This is a genomic window from Paracoccus aminophilus JCM 7686, from assembly GCF_000444995.1.
In the GTDB taxonomy this organism is placed as follows: Bacteria; Pseudomonadota; Alphaproteobacteria; order Rhodobacterales; family Rhodobacteraceae; genus Paracoccus; species Paracoccus aminophilus.
The window spans coordinates 1,609,749-1,632,079 of the sequence record NC_022041.1 but is presented as its reverse complement, the minus strand read 5'-3'; the positions used below and the strand labels follow the sequence as shown (position 1 = coordinate 1,632,079).

Below are 22,331 nucleotides of genomic sequence, written 5' to 3'. Positions count from 1 at the left end.
CGTATCGCAGGGACAAAAGGGCTTTGGGCATCGTCCCGGCAGATTTAACGGGAAAACCATGAAATTCCTTGACCTCGCAAAAGTATATATTCGTTCGGGCGGCGGCGGCGCGGGCTGCGTCTCGTTCCGGCGTGAGAAATTCATCGAATACGGCGGGCCGGATGGCGGCGACGGCGGGCGCGGCGGCGATGTCTGGGCCGAGGCCGTGGACGGGCTGAACACGCTGATCGACTTCCGCTATCAGCAGCATTTCTTCGCGAAATCCGGCCAGCACGGCATGGGCTCGCAGCGCACCGGCGCGAGCGGCGACGAAATCATCCTGAAAGTGCCGACCGGGACCGAGATCCTTGACGAGGATCAGGAAACCGTGATCGCGGACCTGACCCATGCCGGGCAGCGCGTGCTTCTGGCCAAGGGCGGCAATGGCGGTTTTGGCAACCTGCATTTCAAAAGCTCGACCAACCGCTCGCCGCGCAATGCCAATCCGGGCCTGCCGGGGATCGAGCGCACGCTGTGGCTGCGGCTCAAGCTGATCGCGGATGCCGGGCTCGTCGGTCTGCCGAATGCCGGGAAGTCGACCTTCCTCGCGGCGGTCTCGAATGCGCGCCCGAAAATCGCGGATTATCCCTTCACCACACTGCACCCCAATCTGGGCGTGGTCGGCGTCGATGCCCATGAATTCGTCATCGCCGACATTCCCGGTCTGATCGAGGGCGCCTCGGAGGGCCGCGGGCTTGGCGATCAGTTCCTCGGCCATGTCGAGCGTTGCGCGGTGCTTTTGCATCTCGTCGATGGCACTTCCGAGGATGTCGCGAGCGATGCGCGCACCATTCTGGATGAGCTCGAAGCCTATTCGCCAAAGCTCGCCGAAAAGCCGCGCATCACCGTGCTGAATAAGGTCGATGCGCTGGATGACGAGACCCGCGCCGAGCGCCGTGCCGAGCTTGAGGCCGAGATCGGCGGCCCGGTCATGGAGATGTCGGGCGTGGCCAAGATCGGCGTCACGGATGTGCTGCGCGCGCTCTGGACCCGGATCGAGCCGACGCGCAGCGGGGCAAAAGACGCAGATGAGGCGGAAACATGGCGGCCCTGACCCCTGATCTCGGCCAGGCGCGGCGTCTCGTCGTCAAGGTCGGCTCGGCGCTGCTGGTCGGCGAGGACGGGCTGCGCGGTGAGTGGCTGCAGGCGCTGTGCGACGACATCGCCGAGGCGCGTCAGCGCGGCACGGCGGTGGTGCTGGTCTCGTCCGGCGCCATCGCGCTTGGCCGCAAGGTGCTGGGCCTGCCTGCCGGTGCGCTTAGCCTCGAGCAATCGCAGGCGGCAGCGGCCGTGGGTCAGATCCGTCTCGCGCGCGCCTATGAAGAGGCGCTCGCGCCCCATGGCGTCAAGACCGCCCAGCTCTTGCTGACGCTTGACGATACGATGGACCGGCGCCGCTATCTCAACAGCCGCGCCACCATGCAGACGCTTCTGGGTCTGGGCGTCGTGCCGATCGTGAACGAAAACGACACGGTCGCGACCGACGAGATCCGCTATGGCGACAACGACCGTCTCGCCGCTCAGATCGCCGTCACCTGCGGCGCGGATCAGCTGTTGCTCTTGTCCGATGTCGACGGGCTTTATACCGCGAACCCCAAAACCGACCCGACCGCCGTGCATCTGCCGGTGGTCGAGCAGCTGACGCCCGAGATCGAGGCGATGGGCGGCGATCCGGTCTCGGGGCTCTCGAAGGGCGGGATGAAGACCAAGCTGATGGCCGCGCGCACCGCCGTTGCGGGCGGTTGCGCCATGGCGATTGCCGAGGGCTTCGTGCTCAATCCGCTGGCTGCGGTCGCGGCGGGCGCGCAAGTGACGTGGTTTCTGCCCGACACCGACCCGCAGGCTGCGCGCAAGCGTTGGATCGCGGCGATGAAGCCCAAGGGCGAGATCCGCATCGACGAGGGCGCGGCGCGCGCACTATCGCTCGGGAAATCCCTGCTGCCCGCCGGCGTGCGTCAGGTTGAGGGCGAGTTCGGTCGCGGCGAACCGGTGGTCATTCTCGATTTGAACGGCAATCGGCTCGGCTGCGGGCTGACGCGCTATGCCTCGGGCGAGGCGCGCGAGATCGCAGGACATCGCAGCGATGAGATCACAGAGATCCTCGGCTATCCCGGCCGGGCGGCGCTGATCCACCGTGACGATATGGTGATGTAAGAAAACCGGCCTAAGGGCCGGTTTTTTCTTGGCCTTTATTTACACGGCTTAGGCCGGGCGCGCGGCAAGCCTGCGGTTTTCGAGCCTGCGAAGATGCGAGAGCCGCACGGCCTCGGGGCCGGGCTCGGGCAAGGCCAGAACCGCGGCGCGCAGAACCTCGATCCCTTCCTCGCTTTTGATCGGCAGCGTCGAGGGATCAATCGGTGTGCCAATGGTGATGCGATAGGTCTGGCGCGCCTTGTTCAGCATCTCGTTGAAAAGCGTCACATCCCGCACGGTCGGATGGATCGCGTCGAGCGCATAGAAGAGGAACGAGTTATGCGCGCGGATCCGCAAAGGGATCACCGGCACGCCATATTTGCGCGCGATCATCGCGGCGCTGGCCATCCAGGGGCGCTCATGCAGCGTCAGCCCGTGGCGCTTGGCCAGACGCCCCGAGGGGAAGATTAGCCCGATCCGCCCGGCTTCCAGCGCGCGCTTGGTGTAATCCATCGTCTGGCGTGTCTTGGCATGGCTGCGCTTTTCCTGCCGCCATTCGACCGGCGCGATCAGCGATTCCATCTGCGGCAGCACGCGCAGGATGTCGTGGTTGGCATAGATGAACAGATCGCCACGCAGCGCCGAGATCAGGTGGTTCAGCACGACCCCATCGGCGATCCCGGTTGGATGGTTCGAGACGATCAGCGCCGGGCCCGAGCTGGGCAGGTTCTTGAGCCCATCCACCACCATATCGCGCACGGTCAGCATGGCGAGGCGGCGCATCAGCTCATCGGTGGGCAAGTCGCGGTATTCCGCGCCGATGTCGAGCGTCTCGGGATAGCGCAACAGCCGCATCAGCAGCTCACGCACCATCGTATGGTGCCATTTGCCGGAAAAGAGCCAGGGTGCCCGCTCGACAATCAGCGGATCTATACGGCTTTTCATGTCGTCACGGGCGTTCATGGGCGAAGTATTGCCGTGCCGCACGAGCGCCCGCAAGAGGGCAAGAGGGCGGATCAGCCCTTCCCGGCAAGGATACGCGTGACCATTTCCGATGTGTTGCGCGAGAGCCCCGGCGTGGCCGCAATCCGCGTCAGCGCGGCGCGTGCCTTTTCCTGCCGCCCGGCGTCATAGCTGCGCCAGGTTTCAAAGGCCGTGCACATCCGCGCCGTGGTCTGCGGGTTCAGCGGATCGAGCTTGATCAGCCAATCGGCATAGAAATCGTAACCCGCCCCATCGGCGCGATGGAATCCGGCATGGTTGGCCGCAAAACCGCCCAGAAGTGCGCGGAACCGATTGGGGTTCTTCCAATCGAAATCGTCACGCGCCGCCAGTGCCGCCGCGCGTTCGACCGCGGTCTCGGGACTGGCGCGATGGGTCTGGACCATGAACCATTTGTCCATCACCAGCCGGTTTTTCGCGAATTCCTGCCGGAAGAGCTCGAGGCTCTCGCGGGCACGTCCCGCCGCGACAAGCTGGCCAAGCGCGCCAAACCTTTCGGTCATGTTCTCGGCAATGCCAAAGAGCACCAGCGCCCGGTCGCCCTCGTCGAGATGGCTGAGGAGCACCAGCGACGCCAATCGCAGGCTGCGCCGCGCCGCTCCTTCGGCATCAGGCTGATAGGGCCCATTCGGCGCCATTTCGGCGTAAAGCCGGGCGAGGGCATCTTGATGGGTCGCAGCGATCTCGGCGGCAAAACCGTCCCGCGCGCGGTGGATCGCGTCGGGGTCGGGGATCTGGCCGCGATCGCTCAAGGCGGTCGCGATCTCCTCCTCGCCGGGCAGGGCCAAGCAGAGCGCGGTGAAGGCCGGATCCTCGGCGCCATGCTCGAGGAGCGCGCCAATCGCGTCGATATAGGCGCGCCCGCCATGCTCGCCGCGTGCCCGCGCGATCAGCGCATCGAGCGCCAGATCATGCCCGGCCTCCCAGCGGGTGAAGCTGTCGGTGTCATGCGCCAGAAGCAGCGCCTGCGCCTCGGCCGAGATCTCGCGGCGCAGCACGACCGGGGCGGAAAAGCCGCGCAAGAGCGAGACGACCGGACGCGCGCCGAGATGGTGGAAGCTGAAATTTTGCTCGGTCTCGGTCAGTTCGAGCACGGTCGTCGGCAGCGCCTCGTCACCGTTCGGGCTGATGAGGCCAAGCGCCACCGGGATCACACGCGGCGGCTTTTGGGTCTGGCCCGGCGTCGGCGCGGTGTCCTGCCGGAAGGTCAGGGTCAGCGTGCCGTCGTTCCAGCTTTCCGACATGGTCAGCTCGGGCGTGCCCGCATCCGTATACCAGCGCTTGAACTGGGTCAGATCGCGGCCGGTCGCATCCTCGAAGACCTTGATCCAATCCTCGATCGTGCAGGCCTGCCCGTCGTGGCGGGTGAAGTAGAGGTCGAGCGCCTTGTAATACTCCGCATCCCCGATCAGCCGCTTGAGCATACCGATGACCTCGGCGCCCTTTTCATAGACGGTCGCGGTGTAGAAATTGTTGATTTCCTGATAATGATCGGGGCGCGGCGGATGGGAGAGCGGGCCTTGATCCTCGCGGAACTGGCGCGCGCGCAGCGTCTGGACGTCCTGAATGCGCTTGACCGCCGCCGAGCGCATGTCGCTGGTGAACTGCTGGTCGCGGAAGACGGTGAGCCCTTCCTTCAGGCAAAGCTGGAACCAGTCGCGGCAGGTGATGCGGTCGCCGGTCCAGTTGTGGAAGTATTCATGCCCAATCACGCCTTCGATGCGCTCGTAATCGAGATCGGTCGCGGTGTCGGCGCTGGCCAGAACAAGCTTCGAGTTGAAGATGTTCAGCCCCTTGTTCTCCATCGCGCCCATGTTGAAATCATCGACCGCGACGAGGTTGAAGACCTCAAGGTCATATTCGCGCCCGTAAACCTCTTCATCCCAGCGCATCGAGCGTTTGAGCGCCTCCATCGCATAGCCCGCACGGTCTTGATCGCCCTCGCGCACCCAGACATGCAGATCGACCGGCGCACCAGAGGCGGTGGTGAAATGGTCGTCGATCGAGACGAGATTGCCCGCGACCAGCGCGAAAAGGTAGGAGGGTTTCGGCCAGGGATCGTGCCATTCGGCCAGACCGGGCTCGCGCCGGACCGGGTTGCCGTTCGACAAAAGAACGGGCTTTTCCGAGCGGATGGTGACATGGAAGGGCGCCATCACATCGGGGCGGTCGGGATACCAGGTGATGTGGCGAAAACCCTCGGCCTCGCATTGGGTGCAGAACATGCCGCCCGACAGATAGAGCCCTTCGAGCGTGGTATTCGCCTCGGGATCAATCGCGACCTCGGCCGAGAAGGTGAAGCTGCCTTCGGGCAAAGCGGCAGCCGGGATCGTCAGGCGCTCGCCCTCGAAAATCCGGTCGGTCTCGGCGATCTCGACCCCGTCGATTCGCAGGGAAAGCGTCTGGAGCCCCGCGCCATCGAGCACGAGATCGGCAGGCTTGTCGCCTTGGAGCCGGATCTCGGAGCGGACCTTGGTCCCTTTGGGCGCAAGATCGAATTCCAGCCGTGTTTCCAGAATGTTGAAGGGGTAGGGTTGCCAATCGGCGAGATATTGCGTTGCGGTCACGGGGAACCTCCGCTTTCACTATTTTCGGCACGCTCCGGGGGAACTTGTGCGGAAACCGAGTGTTACCCGGTAGAGGCTCGGCTCGCAAGGCGCAGCAACCGCTCCGGCCCGTCTGGTCGCCATCGGCCGGACTTGATTGGTTGATGGCGGTCAAAGGCGCAGCGGGCCGATCCGAAACGACCGGCCCCTCCGGGCCGAAACCTGCCGACCCGCCGAAATCTCAAGGAGAGCCCGTCATGTCCGATCCCGATGCCAACCGCCCGATCGAGGTGCCGCCGAAGGTGACCGAGGTCTATGTCGAGCCGGTCGAGCGGCGCTCTTCGCCCTTGCCCCTGATCGTCGGCATTTTGCTGGCGCTGGCCGTCGCCTATTTCGTGCTGCAATATTTCATGCGGCAGGATGTGGTGGCGCCGACCACGCTCGAACCGCCTGTCGTCACCAGCCCGGCACCCTCCAGCGCCACGCCCTCCAGCGCCACGCCATCGGCCAGCCCGTCGGTGGCCCCGACGCCTGCGGCTCCGGCAACGCCCGCCCCGACCGGCGGTGATACGCCCGCAGCCCCGGCAACCAGCGCGCCCGCCGCAAACTAAGGCCAGGCGGCGATCCCGCTCGCATCCCGGTCCACTCCCGGCGTGAGGGCGAGGTGTCGCCGCGTTTTGTATACCATCGTCCACGCTGATCATTGCAACCGGACGTGGCTTGGCTTACTAGGCGCCAGATTTGTCTTTGGAAAGGATATGTCATGGGTCGCGTGGAGAAAGCCGGACTGCGGGTCGACTCCCTTCTTGCCGATTTCCTCAATGAAAAGGCGCTTCCGGGCAGCGGTGTGGACCCGCGCGCCTTTTGGGAGGGCCTGTCGGCATTGCTCCATGACCTTGGGCCGAAAAACCGGGCTTTGCTTGAGCAGCGCGAGCGGATGCAGGCCTCGATCGACGAATGGCATCTGCACCACATCGGGCAAGAGCCCGATCCCGCAGCCTATCGCGCGTTCCTGACCGAGATCGGTTATCTTCAGCCCATCGGCGCCGATTTCGCGATCGAGACCGCCAACACCGATCCCGAATTCGCCACAATCGCCGGGCCGCAGCTGGTCGTGCCGATCGCCAATGCGCGCTATGCGCTCAATGCCGCCAATGCGCGCTGGGGCAGCCTTTATGACGCGCTTTACGGCACCGATGCGCTTGGCGATCTGCCGCTGGAAAAGGGCTATGATGCCGCGCGGGGCGCGCGCGTCATCGCTTGGGGCCGAGCTTTTCTCGACAAGGCCGCGCCGCTCGCCAGCGGGAGCTGGGCCGATGTCACGCAGATTTCGGTCAAGGACGGCGCGCTGGTGCCCGCTTTGGCCGATCCCGCGAAATTTGCAGCCTCGATCGGCGATCTCGCGGCCCCGTCTGATGTTTTCCTGCGCAACAACAACCTCTTGATCCGCATCCGCTTTGACGCCTCGACGCCGGTGGGCGCGCAGGATCGGGCCGGGATTTCTGATCTGGTGATCGAATCCGCGATCTCGGCGATCATGGATTGCGAGGACAGCGTGGCCGCCGTCGATGGCGAGGACAAGACGCAGGCCTATGCCAACTGGCTTGGCCTGATGGAGGGCACGCTGGAAGAGCGCGTCCAGAAGGGCGAGCGCACCATCACCCGCCGTCTCGCCCAAGACATCGACGCGACCGCGCCCGATGGCAGCCCGATCAGCTTCAAGGGCCGCGCGCTGATGCTGGTGCGCAATGTCGGCCATCTGATGACCACGCCCGCCGTCCTTGACCGCGAAGGCAATGAGGTCTTCGAGGGTATTCTCGATGCCGCCGTCACCACGCTTTGCGCCATGCGCGATCTGACGCGCGAGGGGGCACGGAACTCGGCCCAGGGCTCGATCTATGTCGTGAAGCCCAAGATGCACGGGCCTGCCGAAGTGGCCTTCGCCGTCGAGATCTTCGACCGGGTCGAGGAAATGCTTGGCCTGCCCAAGAATACCGTGAAGCTTGGCATCATGGATGAAGAGCGCCGGACCTCGGCCAATCTCAAGGAATGCATCCGCGCCGCCAAGGACCGGGTGGCCTTCATCAACACGGGCTTCCTTGATCGCACGGGCGATGAATATCACACCTCGATCGAGGCCGGGGCCATGCTCGCCAAGGGCGAGATGAAGGGCAAACCCTGGATCACCTCTTACGAGAACCGCAATGTCGATATCGGTCTGGCCTGCGGCTTGTCGGGCAAGGCCCAGATCGGCAAGGGTATGTGGGCGGTGCCCGATCACATGGCCGATATGCTGCGCGAAAAGATCGCTCATCCGCAAGCGGGCGCGAACACCGCCTGGGTGCCGAGCCCGACCGCCGCGACGCTTCATGCGACCCATTACCATGAGGTCGATGTCTTTGCGCGTCAGGCCGAGATCAAGGCCAATCCGCGCCCCGAGGGGCTCGACGACCTGCTGACCGTGCCGCTGGCCAAGGGGCGCAACTACAGCGAGGCCGAGATTCAGGCCGAGATCGAGAACAATTGTCAGGGAATTCTCGGCTATGTCGTGCGCTGGGTCGATCAGGGCATCGGTTGCTCGAAAGTGCCCGATATCCACGACATCGGCCTGATGGAAGACCGTGCGACCTTGCGCATTTCCAGTCAGGCTTTGGCCAACTGGCTGCTCCATGGCGTGATCAGCGAGGGTCAGGTGATGAACGGTCTGCGCAAGATGGCCGTGGTCGTGGATCGCCAGAACGCCGACGATCCGCTTTACCGGCCGATGGCGCCGGGTTTTGACGGGGTCGCTTTTCAGGCCGCTTGTGACCTGATCTTTCTCGGCCGGGTCCAGCCCTCGGGCTATACCGAGCCGGTGCTGCACGCCCGGCGGCGTCAGGCCAAGGCCGAGCAGGCGGGCGCGTGATCGCCCGGGTGCTCAGATTGCCGCAGGTCTGGCTGGCGGTTTGTGTCGCGGCGGGAATCGGGCTTGGCCAGCTCCTGCCGCTCAGCTTGCCGCCGATCCTGCGCGTTCTGGGCTTTCTGCTCTTCGGGGCAGGGGCCGCGTTGATGGTTTGGGCGGCGGGCACGATGCGCCGCGCTGGCACCACTTTCATGCCCGATCAGACGCCCGACCATCTGGTGACGCGCGGGCCCTTCGCCTTTTCGCGCAACCCGATCTATCTAGGCGACCTTCTGGTTCTGGCCAGCCTCATGCTGGCGCTCGACTGTGCTGCGGGTCTGCTGATGGTGCCGATTTTGGGTGTGATCCTTGATCGTGCCTTCATCCGGAAGGAGGAGGAAACCGCCGCTGCCCGCTTCGGTCCGCTGTATGACAGCTACCGCGCGCGGGTCAGGCGTTGGCTGTAGACGGCGCGAAATGCTGGCGCAATTTGCGCAAAATTGTGGCTTGCGCTTACCGATTGCGACTAAATAGCGAGAGGTTTTCCGCCGAAATGGGTAATTTTATTGCGCTGCGACATGGCTCGCGGCCTTGTGAACGCTAACGGAGCGATGCTAGAACTTGCCTCGACTTTTCTAAGTGGGGGGCACGATGAAAATCGGAGCGTTAAAGGAGCTTCAGGATGGCGAGACGCGGGTCGCGATCACGCCTTCCTCGGCTGGCCATCTGAAGAAACTCGGACATGAGGTCTTCGTCGAAACCGGTGCGGGGGCGCGCGCAGGCTTTACGGATGACGCTTATCGCGCAGCCGGGATCACGGTCGAGCCGAGCGCGGCTGAGCTGATCCGGGATACGGATATCGTCGTCAAGGTGCGTCCGCCGAGCGAGGACGAGATCCATGAGATGCGGCGCGGTCAGACGCTGATCTCGTATTTCCTGCCAGCCGCCAATCCCGAGCTTCTCGAAACGGCGCGTCAACAGGGCATCACCGCGATCGCGATGGATATGGTGCCGCGGATCTCGCGCGCGCAGAAAATGGATGCTCTGTCGTCCATGGCCAATATCGCGGGCTATCGCGCGGTGATCGAGGCGGCGAATAATTTCGGCCGCTTCTTCACCGGTCAGGTGACGGCGGCGGGCAAGGTGCCCCCGGCCAAGGTGCTGATCATCGGGGCAGGCGTTGCCGGTCTTGCTGCGATTGGCGCTGCGACCTCGCTTGGCGCGCAGGTCTATGCCTTTGACGTGCGTCCCGAAGTGGCCGAGCAGATCGAATCGATGGGCGCTGAATTCGTCTATCTCGATTTCGCCGAGACCCAGACCGATGGCGCGGCCACCGGCGGCTATGCCGCCCCTTCGAGCCCCGAATTCCGCGAGGCCCAGCTCAAGAAGTTCCGCGAGCTCGCGCCCGAAATGGACATCGTGATCTCGACCGCGCTGATCCCGAACCGCGATGCGCCGATCCTGTGGACGCGCGACATGGTCGAAGCCATGAAACGCGGCTCGGTCATCGTCGATCTGGCCGCCGAGCGCGGCGGCAACTGCGAGCTGACGGTTCCCGGTGAGAAATTCACCACCGAAAACGGCGTCGTCATCATCGGCTATACCGATTTCCCCTCGCGCATGGGCGCTCAGGCCTCCGAGCTTTATGGCAACAACATCCGCCACATGCTCTCGGATCTGACCCCGGGCAAAGACGGCGTCATCGTCCAGAACATGGAAGACGATGTCATCCGCGGCTCGACCGTCGCCCATGATGGCGATGTGACCTGGCCGCCGCCGCCGCCGAAAGTGGCCGCAATTGCCGCGCAAAAGCCGAAGGAAAAAGCCAAAGAGCTGACGCCCGAGGAAAAACGCGCCAAGGAAGTCGCCACCTTCAAGGCTCAGACCAAATCGCAGATCACGCTTCTCGGCGTCGGCGCGATCCTGATGCTGCTGGTCGGCTATGTCGCTCCGGTCAGCTTCATGAGCCATTTCGTGGTCTTCATGCTGGCCTGTTTCGTGGGCTTCCAGGTGATCTGGAACGTCTCGCATTCGCTGCACACGCCGCTGATGGCTGTGACCAATGCGGTCTCGGGCATCATCATCCTGGGCGCGATCGCCCAGATCGGCTCGGGCTCGTGGATCGTCATCCTGCTGGCCGGGATCTCGGTGCTGATTGCCAGCATCAACATCGTGGGGGGCTTCCTGGTGACGCGCCGCATGTTGGCGATGTTCCAGAAGTCGTGACGGCGGGGGAAAGTAACAGATGAACGAATTGATCCAACTGGGTGCCAAAGGCGCAGGCCACGGCATCCCCGGCATCGTGATTGCGGCCTATATCGTCGCGGCGGTGCTGTTCATTCTCTGCCTTGGCGGTCTGTCGGGACAGGAAAGCGCGAAACGCGCGGTGTGGTATGGCATTGCCGGCATGGCGCTGGCGGTGGTTGCGGCGATCTTCACGCCGGGCGTCGGCGCCTATTGGGTGATCGCGCTTATGCTGATCATCGGGGCAGGGATCGGGGTCGTTCTGGCGCAACGCGTCCAGATGACCGAGATGCCCCAGCTTGTCGCTGCGCTGCACAGCTTCGTCGGTCTGGCGGCTGTCTTCATCGGCTTCAACACCCATATCGAGCTCTCCTATCTCTTGGGTCTGGCCAACAATCCCGATGCGGTCATGGGCGCGATCATGGGCGGCGATCAGACAGCGGCGGCAGCACTTGAGCACCGGATGTCCTCGGGCTTCGTGCAGACGCTTCTGACGAAATCCTCGGCCGAGATCTCGATTCTCATGGTCGAGACCTTCCTTGGCGTCTTCATCGGTGCCGTGACCTTCACCGGCTCGGTCATCGCTTTCGGCAAGCTTGCGGGCAAGGTCGATGGCGCGGCGAAGAAGCTGCCTGGCGGCCACATGCTGAACGCCGGCGCGGCGATCCTCTCGGTGATCCTGCTCATCGTCTATCTCAAGACCGGCTCGTTCTGGGCGCTTGGGATCATGACGCTTCTGGCGTTCTTCATCGGCTACCACCTGATCATGGGCATCGGCGGCGCCGACATGCCGGTCGTGGTCTCGATGCTGAACAGCTATTCGGGTTGGGCGGCGGCGGCCATCGGCTTCTCGCTTGGCAACGACCTGCTGATCGTCACCGGTGCGCTCGTCGGCTCGTCGGGTGCGATCCTGAGCTATATCATGTGTAAGGCGATGAACCGCTCCTTCATCAGCGTGATCCTGGGCGGCTTCGGCGGCACCACCGGTCCCGCGATGGAGATCGAGGGCGAGCAGGTCGCGATTGACGCCGAAGGCGTGGCGGCGGCGCTCAATGATGCCGATGAGGTCATCATTGTTCCGGGCTATGGCATGGCGGTTGCGCAGGCGCAGCAGTCGGTCAGCGAGCTGACCCGCAAGCTGCGCGCGCGCGGCAAGAAGGTCCGCTTTGCGATCCACCCGGTCGCGGGTCGTCTGCCGGGCCATATGAACGTGCTGCTCGCCGAGGCGAAGGTTCCCTATGACATCGTTCTGGAAATGGACGAGATCAACGAGGACTTCCCCTCGACCGACGTGGTCATCGTCATCGGCTCGAACGACATCGTGAACCCGGCGGCTCAGGAAGATCCGAACTCGCCCATCGCCGGCATGCCGGTGCTGGAAGTCTGGAAAGCCAAGCAGGTCTTCGTGTCGAAACGCGGTCAGGGCACCGGCTATTCGGGCATCGAAAACCCGCTCTTCTACAAAGAGAACACCCGGATGTTCTATGGCGATGCCAAGAAGTCGCTCGACGCACTTCTGCCGATGATCGACTGATCGGCCGAGGCTTCGGAAAATCAGAAAGGCCCCGCAGATGCGGGGCCTTTTGCATGGACGCCTCTTGTTGAGACCGAGGCTCAGGGCGTGATCATGATCGGCACGCCATCGGGAACCATCGAGTAAATATCCTCGACCTCCTTGTCGGTCACCGCGATGCAGCCCACGGTCCAATCGCGCCTCTGCTTCGAGAGCACCTGTCCCTCGGGCCCCTGACCATGGATGAAAATATCGCTGCCCGCGGTCTGGCCAATCGCCGCCGCTGCCGCCGCATCCGCCGCATTCGGGTAAGAGACCCCGAGCGAGAGGTGATAGCGGCTGTTTGGATTGCGCCGGTCGATGTAATAAAGCCCCTCGGGCGTCTTGCCGTCGCCCTCGAACTGCTTGTGACCGATGGGCACCGTGCCAAGCCCGATGTCATAGACCTTGATCGCGCGATTGCCTGACAGCAGATACATCTTGCGCTCGCCCTTGCGCACGACGATTTGCGTGACAGGCGGGCCATCGTAGCTTTTGAATTTGCTCGGGCCCGTGCAAGCGCTCAAAGCCGCCAGCGCGGCGCCGGCCAGAAGGGTTCTGCGGGTCAATGCCATCTGTTCACCGTCCATCTTTTGGCCAATTTGCCTTGTGCGCGCCCAAGGTGCAATCGCGGTGCGGTCACGAATGCCTGATGCATCCGGCGCACGGGCGGGAAATCGCAGAGCAGGCCTGCCGATTTCGCTTTCACCGCGCGAAAAGCTGGGCATAACCTCGGGTTATGGAACCCGCTGACGAACACCCGCTCCGCTATTCGCTTGTCAATGAGCTGCATGCCCGGCCCTCGCCGCGGCTGGTGGCGCCCTGTACGGCGGTCTTTCTGGCCTTCAAACAGCCGGGCCATGCCGCGAACCGTGACCGGAGCGAGGACACCGCGCATCTCGCCGATCTCTGCCACCGCCACGGCGCGCCCGCGCCCGATACTTCGGCGGGCCATTACGCGGCGCAGCTTGGCCGCTATGAGCTGCGCTGGGAAAGCCATACCGAATTCGTGACCTATGCGGCCTTCGCCTCGGGCCTGCCGCAGCGCCCCTTCGATCCCGCTGCCGCCGAGGTCTTCCCGGAGGATTGGCAGCGCGCCGCGCCCGGCAAGCGGCTGACGGCGGTGATGATCCAGGTCGATACTTTGCCCGAAGCGCCCGAGCAGATCCTGCCGAAGCTCAACCAATGGTTTGCGCGCGACAGTCTGGCCACGGTCTGGGTGCTCGACGAATCCGCGATTGTCGCGGGGGATTTCCGGATTGATCCGGCGGGCTTCATGCGTTTCGCGATCTTTGTGCGCCCCGAGATCGGCGCGGGTCGCGTCGGCCGCATCGTTCAGCGACTGCTGGAGCTCGAAACCTATCGCGCCATGTCGATGCTGGGCCTTGGCCGGGCGCGCGAGCTTACGGCCGAGCTGAATGCGCTCGATCCCAAGCTCAACGCGATCGTGCAGGGCATGGCCAGCGACGGGCAATCGGCGGAAACCACGCTGCAAGAGCTCCTGCAAGTCGCCTCGAAGCTTGAGGCGGCGGCGGCTGATCATTCTTTCCGCTTCGGCGCCACCGCCGCCTATCAGGCGATTGTCGAGGATCGTGTCCGGGTTCTGCGCGAAAGCCGCTTCATGGGGCGGCAGATGCTGACCGAGTTCATGGCGCGGCGCTATCACCCGGCGATGCGCACCGCGAAATCGGCCGAGGAGCGGCTGCAAGCCATGCTCGACCGGACCGAGCGCGCGGGCGAGTTGCTGCGCACCCGGGTCGATGTCGAACGCTCGGCGCAAAATCAGGAGGTCATGCGGCGGATGGACCGGCGCGCCGATCTGCAGCTGCGGCTTCAGCACACGGTCGAGGGGCTTTCGGTCTTTGCGATCAGCTATTACGCGGTCGGGCTTTTGAGCTATGGGCTCTATCCCTTCGCCGAAGAGCTGCATATCGAAAAGGCGGTGCTGATCGCGGCGCTGACCCCTCTGGTCATCCTCGCGGTCTGGTTCAGCATCCGCCGCATCAAGGCGCGCATCCATGACGACGACGCAAGCGGCGGGACGCATTGACTCGACTTCGCGCGCGCGCCTTGGCACAAGTCTGGCATGATTTTGCGAAGGAGCGGATATGTCGAAAGAGCTGAATATGTGGGGCCTCGACCATTGCTCGACCTGCGTCAAGGCGCGGGCAGAGCTTGAGGCGGCGGGTTGGACCATCACCTTCCGTGATGTGAAGACCGCGCCGCTGTCGGCCGCCGAATGGGCGGGGCTTTATGGCGATTTCGGCGAGAAGCTGGTGAACCGTGCGAGCCTGACCTGGCGCGGCATGAAGGAAGACGAGCGCGCCAAGACCCCGGTCGAGATGCTCGAAGCGAAGCCCTCGCTCATCAAACGCCCGGCGATTGCCGCCGAGGGCCAGCATTTCCTTGGCTGGACCGCGAATGTGAAGCGTGCGCTTGGGGTTGCGGCCTAAACGACGTAGCGATCGCGGCGGTGGTTGATCGCGATGACGAGATTGACCACCAAAGCGCCAAGGAAGGACCAGGCGACGCTTTGCCAGTCGCGGATCGCGAAGGCCCAGGCAAAGAGGAAGGCGTCAAAGATCAGCTGCGTCCAGCCCGCGCGAAAGCCGGTCTTGTCCTGCAGATAGAGCCCGACAATCCCGATCCCGCCAAGCGAGGCGCCGTGCCGGAAGAGCGCCAGCAGCGCCGATCCGGTCAGGAACCCGAACAGGAGCGCGCCGATCAGCGGATCGAGATGGGCAAAGCTGATCTGGCTGGGCAGCGTCGCGACGAGCACGGACAGAAGCGCCACGGCGATGAAGCTCTTGACGGTGAAGCGCAGCCCGAAGCGGCGATAGCCCAGCCAATAAAAGGGCAGGTTCACCGCGAAAAAGACCGGGGCGAAGCTCCAGCCGGTCGAGTAGGAAATCATCACGGCAAGGCCCGCCGTCTGGCCGGTGACAAAGCCAAGATGGGTCAGGATCAACACGCCGACCGCCGCCATGAAGCTGCCATAAGCCAGCCCTTGGGCATCTTCGATGAAACTGTGGCGGGGTGGGGTCGGGGTATCGCTCATCCCGCCCGGTTATGCCGAACCGCGCGGGCCTGCAAGCGGGGCAGAGGCCGAGAGCTGCAAGGTCACGCGGCTCTCGGTTACGCGGCTTTCTTGGCGGCGCTTATTTCTTCTCGGCGAGATCGGTCACCGCATGGGTGAAGGCGCCGACGGGCTCTTTCGAGATCACCGGATCCGAGCCGCCCGCAAGCAGGGTCTCGACCGTGCGCTTGTAATCAGCCTCATCCAGCTCGCCGCTGCCCGGATCCAGCAGCTTGGCGACTTCGGTCGCCATATATTGCTGGTGCGCCAGCGTCTGCGCGCCGGTTTCGTCATTGTCGATGACGATCTGCGCGGCCTCGTCGGGATGCTCTTTCACATAGTTCCAGCCCTTCATCGAGGCGCGTACGAAGCGAGCGAGCTTATCCTCCATCGCCGGATCCTTGAGCTTGTCCTCGAGGACATAGAGCCCGTCTTCCAGCGTGGCGACGCCTTGGTCATCATATTTGAAGGTCACCAGATCCTCGGGCTTGATCCCGGCATCAAGCACCTGACCATATTCGTTATAGGTCATGGTCGAGATACAAGCGGCCTGCTTTTGCAGCAAAGGATCGACGTTGAAGCCCTGTTTCAACACGGTGACGCCATCGGCCCCGCCATCGGTCTTGAGGCCAAGATGGCTCATCCAGCTGAGGAACGGATATTCATTGCCCGAGAACCAGACGCCGAGCGTCTTGCCCTTGAAGTCGGTCTTGGGGTCTTTGATGCCGCTTTCCTTCAGACAGGTCAGCATCATTCCCGATTTCTTGAAAGGCTGGGCGATATTGACGATGGGCAGGCCCTTTTCACGCGCAGCAAGGGCGGCGGGCATCCATTCGACCGCGACATCGGCACCGCCCCCGGCCAGCACCTGCACCGGAGCGATATCCGGCCCGCCCGGCTTGATCGTGACATCAAGGTTCTCGGCCTCGTAAAAGCCCTTGTCCTTGGCGACATAATAGCCCGCGAACTGGGCCTGGGTCACCCATTTGAGCTGTAGCGTCAGATCATCGGCGGCCCAGGCGCTCCCGGCAAAGACTGCCGAGAGGGTCGCGCCAATCAGAAGCTTCTTCATCCTTGCTCTCCACTGTTGAGGGGCGGTTCTGCCCGCTATTGGCGTTGCGAGGGGTGCCAGAAGGTCACCCTTTTCTCGACCCACGCGACAATTCCATAAAACACTGTCCCGGCGATGGCCGCGACAAGGATCTCGGCCCAGACCATCGGCAGGTTGAGCTGCCCGACCGAAGTCGAGATGCGAAACCCCATGCCGCGGGTCGGGCTGCCGAAGAACTCGGCCACGATCGCGCCGATCAGCGCCAGCGTGGTCGTGATCTTCAACCCGTTGAAGAGAAAGGGCATAGCTGCAGGCAAGCGCAGCTTCCAGAGCGACTGCCAATAGCCCGCATTCCAGGTCTTCATCTGATCGCGCTGCAGCTGATCGGTCGCGGCAAGCCCCGCAACCATATTCACGAGGATCGGGAAGAAGACCATCACGACCACCACCGCCGCCTTGGACTGCCAGTCGAAACCGAACCACATGACGAGGATCGGCGCGATGCCGACGATCGGCAAAGCGGCGACGAAATTGCCGATGGGCAGAAGGCCGCGCTGCAAGAAGCTGCTGCGGTCGATGGCGATTGCGGTGACGGTGGCGGCAAGCGCGCCGATCACCCAGCCGCTCAGCGCACCCTTGACGATGGTCTGGACAAAATCGCCCCAGAGGATCGGCAGATTGCCGATAAAGGCGCTCCAGATCGCGCTTGGCGCGGGCAGGATCACATTCGGGACCTGATAGATCCGCACGGCCATTTCCCACAGGATCAGCAAGGTGATGCCAAAGATCGCCGCGACCAGACCGGCAAACAGCGGCCCGTCGCGCCGGGCGAGCCAGCCGTTGAGGCCCATCGCGCCCAGCCAGACCGCAAGGATCGAGATTGCGCCTGTCATCGCTCCTGTCATCGTGCAAGCCCCATTCGGCGAAGGGTGAGCTTTTCAATCGCGCCGATCACGACGACCAGTGCCCCTGCAAGGCCCGCCGCCACGAAAAGCGCCGACCATATCTGAATGGTCTGGCCGTAATAGCTGCCCGACAAAAGCCGCGCGCCCAGACCCGCGGTGGCGCCCGCCGGAAGCTCTCCGACAATGGTGCCGACCAGAGCCGCCGCGACCGCGACCTTCAGGCTCGTGAAGAGATAGGGCATCGAGGAGGGCAGGCGCAGCCGCCAAAAGACCTGCGCCGGGCTGGCGCTCCAGCTGTGCATCAGGTCAAGCTGCATCCGGTCGGGGGTGCGCAGGCCCTTGACCATGCCCACGAGGACAGGAAAGAACGAGAGCCAGGCCGCAATGATCGCTTTGGGCAGGATCCCGGTGATGCCGAGGCTGGCAAAGACCACGATGACCATTGGCGCAATGGCAAGGATCGGAATGGTCTGGCTCGCGACCGCCCAGGGCATGACCGATTTGTCCATGGCGCGGTTGTGCAGGATGCCGACGGCCAAAGCGATCCCGGCCAGACTGCCGATGGCAAAGCCCGCGAGCGTCGCCGAGAGTGTGATCCAGCCATGCCAGACAAGGCTTTTTTTCGAGGTGATCTTCTGGCCAGCAAGCCCATCCCAGAGCCCCTTCGCGACCTGATGGGGGGCGGGCAGAACCGGGCGCTCCTGCACCATGGTCGCGGCGACAAGCTCGGGAAAGCTCAGGCTTTCTCCCGCCCGCGCCGCTTGATCGCGCGCCCAGGGCGCATTCAGCGCCACCGCCGCGCCATACCAGATCACCAGAAGGACCCCGAGCACGGTCAGCACCGGCAGGACCTTCTGCGCGATCCCGGCGCCAAGGCTCAGGCGCGGGCGTGCACTTGGCCGGGCAAAGGCTGCATCAGTCATAGCTGTGGCCCTCGCGCAAACCTTCGCGGACCTGCTGGGCGATCTCGATGAATTCGGGCGTGTCGCGGATCTCGAGCGGGCGCTCGGCGGGCAGGGTGCTTTCGATCACCCGCGTGATCCGCCCCGGACGCGGCGACATCACCACGATCTTGGTCGAGAGATAGACCGCCTCGGGGATGGAATGGGTGACAAAGCCAATGGTCTTGCCGGTCTTGCGCCAGAGCTCAAGCACCGCCGCATTCAGCCGGTCGCGCACGATTTCATCGAGCGCGCCGAAGGGCTCGTCCATCAGCAGGATATCGGCATCAAAGGCCAAGGCCCGCGCGATCGAGGCGCGTTGTTGCATCCCCCCTGAAAGCTGCCAGGGAAATTTCCCGGCAAAGCCGCCAAGCTCGACCAGTTCCAGCACGCGGGCGATCCGCGCCTGCCGCTCGGGCTTGTCAAAGCCCATGATCTCCAGGGGCAGCGAGATATTTCCCGCAATCGTCCGCCAAGGATAGAGCCCCGGCGCCTGAAAGACATAGCCATAGGCGCGGGCCTTGCGCGCCTCATCAGCCTCTTGGCCATTGACATAGACCATGCCGGCGGTCGGGGTCTCGAGCGCGGCAATCGTGCGCAGGAAGGTGGTCTTGCCGCAGCCCGAAGGGCCGATGAAGCTGACGAAATCGCCCTTTTCGATGGTCAGATCGACATCCTTCAGGGCATGGACCGGACCGTCATTGGTGCGGAAAGTCAGGCTGACATTGCGGGCGTCGATCACAGAAGAGCTGGGCATGTCAGAGGTCCATATCCTTGGGGTGGCGCAGGGGGCGGGCCTCACTGGTCAGCCGGGCTGCAGCCCAGCCGAAGGCCAGGGGATCGCGCACAAAAAAGCCGGGGCAAAGTGCAGCCATCACACCCCACTCACGGGGATGCCCGCGCGCTGAACGGGACGCGGCGCGGTCAGCTCTTTCCAGGCCGAGAGTGCGCGGTTGACCGCCGGACGGGCCGGACGCGCGACGAATTCGCCATGGCCCTCAGGGCTCTCGATCTTGCCGTCCCGCCAGGCCACGACGCCGCGCGACAGCGTATAGCGCGGCAGTCCTTTGACATGTTGTCCCTCGAAGACATTGTAATCAATAGCGCTTTGCTGACCCTTGGCCGAAATCACCTTCTCGGCCTCGGGGTCCCAGATCACCAGATCGGCGTCCGAGCCAACCAGAACCGCGCCCTTCTTCGGATACATGTTCAGGATCTTGGCGATATTGGTCGAAGTGACCGCGACGAATTCATTGGGTGTCAGCCGCCCGGTGTTGACGCCATGGGTCCAAAGCATCGGCAGCCGGTCCTCAAGCCCGCCCGTGCCATTCGGGATCTTGGTGAAATCGCCGATCCCGGTGCGCTTTTGCGCCGAGGTGAAGGCGCAATGATCGGTCGCCACGCAAGAAAGGCTTCCGGCCGCGAGCCCGTTCCACAGGCTGTCCTGATGAGCCTTGTTGCGGAACGGCGGCGACATCACGCGCCGGGCGGCATGGTCCCAATCCGGGTTGAAATACTCGCTCTCATCCAAGGTCAGATGCTGGATCAAGGGCTCGCCCCAGACCCGTTTTCCGGCCTGCCGCGCGCGCCGGATCGCCTCATGGCTCTCCTCGCAGGAGGTATGAACGACATAAAGCGGCACGCCCGCCATATCGGCGATCATGATCGCGCGATTGGTGGCCTCCCCCTCGACCTGAGGCGGTCGTGAATAGGCGTGGCCCTCCGGCCCGGTATTGCCCTCGGCCAGAAGCCGCGCGGAAAGCTCGGCCACGACATCGCCATTCTCGGCATGAACCAAAGCGACGCCACCGAGATCGCCGACCCGGCGGAAGCTCGAGAACATCTCATCGTCATTGACCATGAGCGAGCCCTTATAGGCCATGAAATGCTTGAAGCTGGTGATGCCGCGATCAACAACCTCGGCCATTTCCTCAAAGACCTGCTCGCCCCACCAGGTCACCGCCATATGAAACGAGTAATCGCAATGCGCTCGGCCCGATTTATTGTCCCAGACCTTCAGCGCATCAAGCAGGCTCTGCCCGGGATTGGGCAAAGCGAAATCGACGACCATCGTGGTGCCCCCCGCCAAAGCCGCGCGCGTGCCGCTCTCGAAATCATCGCTCGAATAGGTGCCCATGAAGGGCATCTCGAGATGGGTATGCGGGTCAATCCCGCCCGGCATGATATAGCAGCCCGTCGCATCGAGAACCTCGTCCCCGACCAGCCCCTTGCCGATTGCCGCGATCTTGCCGCCCTCGATCAGGACATCCGCCGCATAAGTCAGATCCGCGGTAACAATCGTGCCGTTTTTGATGACCGTGCTCATCCTCAGGTCCTTCGCTTTGATCCAAATACCTCGGGGGTCCGGGGGCAGAGCCCCCGGCTGTGGTCCGCCAAACCTCAGGCCTCGACGACCTCGGCCGTCTCGAGCACCGCGTTCAAAAGCACATCCGCGCCCATCTGCGCCCAATCCGGGCTGATCTCTTCGGCCTCGTTATGCGAAAGCCCATCGACGCAAGGACACATGATCATCACCGTCGGTGCGACCTTGTTGATCCAGCAGGCGTCATGACCCGCGCCCGAGACGATATCCATTTTCGAATAGCCGAGCCGATCCGCGGCCGCGCGGATCCGGTTCAGAAGCACCTCGTCAAAGGCGGGGGGATCGAATTGGCCGACGATCTTCGCCTCGAAACTGCAGCCCAAAGCCTCGCAAATCGCCGGAGCCTTTGCGAGATATTCCTCGATCATCGACAGCAAGACCGGCAGCAGGTGGCTGCGAAAATCCACCGTGAAAACAGCCTTCTCCACGATGATATTGCGGCTGTTTGGGAAGATGTCGATATGACCGATCGCGCCGACCGCATCGGGCTGGTGCTTCATCGCGATCTCATGGACAAGCTCGGTCAACTGCGCGAGGCCGCGCCCGGCATTGCGGCGCATTCGCATCGGGGTCGAGCCGGTGTGCTGACCCTTGCCGGTCACCGTGCATTCGATCCAGCGCAGGCCCTGACCATGGGTGACGATGCCGATATCCTTGCCCTCGGCCTCGAGGATCGGGCCTTGTTCGATGTGATATTCAAACATCGCATGGATCTTGCGGTCGCCAGGCCGTTCCTCGCCCTTCCAGCCAATCCGCGCGAGCTCGTCGCCAAAGCGTTTGCCCTTGGCGTCGCGCTTGTCATAGGCCTCCTCTTGCGAGATCACCCCGGCGAAGACACCCGAGGCCATCATCGCGGGGGCAAAACGCGTGCCTTCCTCATTCGTCCAATTGGTCACGACGATCGGACGGCGGGTCTTGATGCCGAGATCGCGGATCGAGCGCACCACCTCGAGCCCGGCCAGAACGCCCAAAACCCCGTCATATTTCCCGCCGGTCGGCTGGGTATCAAGGTGGCTGCCGATATAGACCGGGTCGAGATCAGGCTCGGCGCCCTCATGGCGCAGGAACATATTGCCCATCTGATCGACGCTCATCACCATGCCAGCGGCCTCGCACCAGCTCTGGAACAGGCGGCGGCCCTCGCCATCTTCATCGGTGAGCGTCTGGCGGTTGTTGCCGCCTGCGATGCCGGGGCCGATCTTGGCCATCTCCATCAGGCTGTCCCAGAGCCGCGCACCGTCGATGCGGATATTGGCGCTGGTGAGATGGCTGGCTGTCGTCGGCACAGCCGATCCCGCCCCGCTGTCGCTGGTCATCTTTCTTTCCTTCCTGTCTGGCCGCCATCTTCTCGTGGATGGTCGGTTGAATGGGTCGTTCTGATGCAAGCAGTGCACGCGCGCCCCGGGCGGGGCACGCCGGTCGGTCAGACGGGAGGGAAAAGCCGGGGCAGGAGGATGTCTCGCGCCAAATCGAGATCTCGCCCGGCGTAAAGGCCCCGGGCTTTGTGATCTTTGGGAGAGAGCCTCAGCAGTGCCGACATTCATGTTCCCGTCAGAATATTGACCATTTGGTCAGGAT

General features: G+C 63.6%; 19 protein-coding genes. 9 read left to right on the top strand and 10 right to left on the bottom strand.

Features of this window, described 5'->3' with window-relative positions:
• The first annotated feature begins 58 nt into the window (after window positions 1-58).
• Window positions 59-1,093 (top strand): GTPase ObgE, encoded by a 1,035-nt coding sequence (obgE, locus tag JCM7686_RS08105; protein ID WP_020950371.1) that lies wholly within the window; start codon window positions 59-61, stop codon window positions 1,091-1,093.
• Complete coding sequence (gene proB / locus JCM7686_RS08100; RefSeq protein ID WP_020950370.1) at window positions 1,081-2,193, top strand: glutamate 5-kinase; 1,113 nt, start codon at window positions 1,081-1,083, stop codon at window positions 2,191-2,193. Before obgE ends, proB begins: the two co-directional genes overlap by 13 nt.
• Window positions 2,194-2,241: 48 nt before the next feature.
• Here the strand turns inward: proB and JCM7686_RS08095 are convergent, their stop codons facing one another.
• Both JCM7686_RS08095 and pepN read right to left on the bottom strand, forming a co-directional pair.
• A complete protein-coding gene (locus JCM7686_RS08095; protein ID WP_020950369.1) occupies window positions 2,242-3,117 on the bottom strand; it encodes a 1-acyl-sn-glycerol-3-phosphate acyltransferase in 876 nt (291 codons plus the stop codon).
• A gap of 71 nt (window positions 3,118-3,188) precedes the next feature.
• A complete protein-coding gene (gene pepN, locus JCM7686_RS08090) occupies window positions 3,189-5,741 on the bottom strand; it encodes an aminopeptidase N (protein WP_020950368.1) in 2,553 nt (850 codons plus the stop codon).
• A 236-nt stretch (window positions 5,742-5,977) separates the two neighbouring features.
• On the opposite strand from pepN, the gene JCM7686_RS08085 reads away from it, so the two are divergent.
• From JCM7686_RS08085 to JCM7686_RS08065, 5 genes are all read left to right on the top strand, one after another.
• A complete protein-coding gene (locus tag JCM7686_RS08085) occupies window positions 5,978-6,331 on the top strand; it encodes a hypothetical protein (RefSeq protein WP_020950367.1) in 354 nt (117 codons plus the stop codon).
• A 152-nt stretch (window positions 6,332-6,483) separates the two neighbouring features.
• Entirely contained in the window at window positions 6,484-8,625 is a 2,142-nt protein-coding gene (locus JCM7686_RS08080) for a malate synthase G (RefSeq protein WP_020950366.1), read from the top strand.
• Window positions 8,622-9,068 carry a methyltransferase family protein gene (locus JCM7686_RS08075; RefSeq protein WP_041527216.1) on the top strand — a complete coding sequence of 149 codons (447 nt, stop codon included), beginning with the start codon at window positions 8,622-8,624 and terminating at the stop codon, window positions 9,066-9,068. The genes JCM7686_RS08080 and JCM7686_RS08075 overlap by 4 nt, the downstream gene beginning before the upstream one ends.
• Window positions 9,069-9,252: 184 nt before the next feature.
• Window positions 9,253-10,827, top strand: coding sequence for a Re/Si-specific NAD(P)(+) transhydrogenase subunit alpha (locus JCM7686_RS08070; RefSeq protein WP_020950364.1), 1,575 nt, complete (start codon window positions 9,253-9,255; stop codon window positions 10,825-10,827).
• Window positions 10,828-10,846: 19 nt separating this feature from the next.
• On the top strand, window positions 10,847-12,379 hold the full coding sequence (locus JCM7686_RS08065; RefSeq protein ID WP_020950363.1) for an NAD(P)(+) transhydrogenase (Re/Si-specific) subunit beta: 1,533 nt from the start codon (window positions 10,847-10,849) through the stop codon (window positions 12,377-12,379).
• Between the two features lie 80 nt (window positions 12,380-12,459).
• On the opposite strand, the gene JCM7686_RS08060 is transcribed toward JCM7686_RS08065, so the two are convergent.
• Window positions 12,460-12,972, bottom strand: coding sequence for a L,D-transpeptidase family protein (locus JCM7686_RS08060; protein WP_020950362.1), 513 nt, complete (start codon window positions 12,970-12,972; stop codon window positions 12,460-12,462).
• Between the two features lie 164 nt (window positions 12,973-13,136).
• On the opposite strand from JCM7686_RS08060, the gene JCM7686_RS08055 reads away from it, so the two are divergent.
• Together JCM7686_RS08055 and JCM7686_RS08050 are read left to right on the top strand one after the other, a co-directional pair.
• Window positions 13,137-14,447 (top strand): DUF3422 family protein, encoded by a 1,311-nt coding sequence (locus tag JCM7686_RS08055; protein WP_020950361.1) that lies wholly within the window; start codon window positions 13,137-13,139, stop codon window positions 14,445-14,447.
• Window positions 14,448-14,505: 58 nt separating this feature from the next.
• Complete coding sequence (locus tag JCM7686_RS08050) at window positions 14,506-14,850, top strand: arsenate reductase family protein (RefSeq protein ID WP_020950360.1); 345 nt, start codon at window positions 14,506-14,508, stop codon at window positions 14,848-14,850.
• On the opposite strand, the gene JCM7686_RS08045 is transcribed toward JCM7686_RS08050, so the two are convergent.
• From JCM7686_RS08045 to JCM7686_RS08015, 7 genes are all read right to left on the bottom strand, one after another.
• On the bottom strand, window positions 14,847-15,455 hold the full coding sequence (locus JCM7686_RS08045; RefSeq protein WP_020950359.1) for a YitT family protein: 609 nt from the start codon (window positions 15,453-15,455) through the stop codon (window positions 14,847-14,849). The two genes, JCM7686_RS08050 and JCM7686_RS08045, sit on opposite strands and share 4 nt — an antisense overlap.
• Window positions 15,456-15,555: 100 nt before the next feature.
• Complete coding sequence (locus tag JCM7686_RS08040; protein ID WP_020950358.1) at window positions 15,556-16,545, bottom strand: ABC transporter substrate-binding protein; 990 nt, start codon at window positions 16,543-16,545, stop codon at window positions 15,556-15,558.
• 35 nt (window positions 16,546-16,580) lie between these two features.
• Complete coding sequence (locus tag JCM7686_RS08035; protein WP_041527729.1) at window positions 16,581-17,417, bottom strand: ABC transporter permease; 837 nt, start codon at window positions 17,415-17,417, stop codon at window positions 16,581-16,583.
• Between the two features lie 8 nt (window positions 17,418-17,425).
• Window positions 17,426-18,352: an ABC transporter permease gene (locus tag JCM7686_RS08030; protein ID WP_020950356.1), complete on the bottom strand. Its 927-nt coding sequence runs from the start codon at window positions 18,350-18,352 to the stop codon at window positions 17,426-17,428.
• The gene (locus JCM7686_RS08025; protein ID WP_020950355.1) at window positions 18,345-19,127 is read right to left on the bottom strand and encodes an ABC transporter ATP-binding protein; all 783 of its coding nucleotides are present in this window, start codon (window positions 19,125-19,127) and stop codon (window positions 18,345-18,347) included. Before JCM7686_RS08025 ends, JCM7686_RS08030 begins: the two co-directional genes overlap by 8 nt.
• Before the next feature lie 117 nt (window positions 19,128-19,244).
• Complete coding sequence (gene hydA / locus JCM7686_RS08020; protein ID WP_020950354.1) at window positions 19,245-20,696, bottom strand: dihydropyrimidinase; 1,452 nt, start codon at window positions 20,694-20,696, stop codon at window positions 19,245-19,247.
• 74 nt (window positions 20,697-20,770) lie between these two features.
• Complete coding sequence (locus JCM7686_RS08015) at window positions 20,771-22,069, bottom strand: Zn-dependent hydrolase (protein ID WP_020950353.1); 1,299 nt, start codon at window positions 22,067-22,069, stop codon at window positions 20,771-20,773.
• Window positions 22,070-22,331 lie beyond the last annotated feature (262 nt).

Bases quoted from the DNA above. Each gene is read 5' to 3' on its own strand.
- obgE (WP_020950371.1), top strand. From the start codon at position 59: ATGAAATTCCTTGACCTCGCAAAAGTATATATTCGTTCGGGCGGCGGC.
- proB (WP_020950370.1), top strand. From the start codon at position 1,081: ATGGCGGCCCTGACCCCTGATCTCGGCCAGGCGCGGCGTCTCGTCGTC.
- JCM7686_RS08095 (WP_020950369.1), bottom strand. From the start codon at position 3,117: ATGAAAAGCCGTATAGATCCGCTGATTGTCGAGCGGGCACCCTGGCTC.
- JCM7686_RS08085 (WP_020950367.1), top strand. From the start codon at position 5,978: ATGTCCGATCCCGATGCCAACCGCCCGATCGAGGTGCCGCCGAAGGTG.
- JCM7686_RS08080 (WP_020950366.1), top strand. From the start codon at position 6,484: ATGGGTCGCGTGGAGAAAGCCGGACTGCGGGTCGACTCCCTTCTTGCC.
- JCM7686_RS08070 (WP_020950364.1), top strand. From the start codon at position 9,253: ATGAAAATCGGAGCGTTAAAGGAGCTTCAGGATGGCGAGACGCGGGTC.
- JCM7686_RS08065 (WP_020950363.1), top strand. From the start codon at position 10,847: ATGAACGAATTGATCCAACTGGGTGCCAAAGGCGCAGGCCACGGCATC.
- JCM7686_RS08060 (WP_020950362.1), bottom strand. From the start codon at position 12,972: ATGGCATTGACCCGCAGAACCCTTCTGGCCGGCGCCGCGCTGGCGGCT.
- JCM7686_RS08055 (WP_020950361.1), top strand. From the start codon at position 13,137: ATGGAACCCGCTGACGAACACCCGCTCCGCTATTCGCTTGTCAATGAG.
- JCM7686_RS08050 (WP_020950360.1), top strand. From the start codon at position 14,506: ATGTCGAAAGAGCTGAATATGTGGGGCCTCGACCATTGCTCGACCTGC.
- JCM7686_RS08045 (WP_020950359.1), bottom strand. From the start codon at position 15,455: ATGAGCGATACCCCGACCCCACCCCGCCACAGTTTCATCGAAGATGCC.
- JCM7686_RS08040 (WP_020950358.1), bottom strand. From the start codon at position 16,545: ATGAAGAAGCTTCTGATTGGCGCGACCCTCTCGGCAGTCTTTGCCGGG.
- JCM7686_RS08035 (WP_041527729.1), bottom strand. From the start codon at position 17,417: ATGACAGGCGCAATCTCGATCCTTGCGGTCTGGCTGGGCGCGATGGGC.
- JCM7686_RS08030 (WP_020950356.1), bottom strand. From the start codon at position 18,352: ATGACTGATGCAGCCTTTGCCCGGCCAAGTGCACGCCCGCGCCTGAGC.
- JCM7686_RS08025 (WP_020950355.1), bottom strand. From the start codon at position 19,127: ATGCCCAGCTCTTCTGTGATCGACGCCCGCAATGTCAGCCTGACTTTC.
- hydA (WP_020950354.1), bottom strand. From the start codon at position 20,696: ATGAGCACGGTCATCAAAAACGGCACGATTGTTACCGCGGATCTGACT.
- JCM7686_RS08015 (WP_020950353.1), bottom strand. From the start codon at position 22,069: ATGACCAGCGACAGCGGGGCGGGATCGGCTGTGCCGACGACAGCCAGC.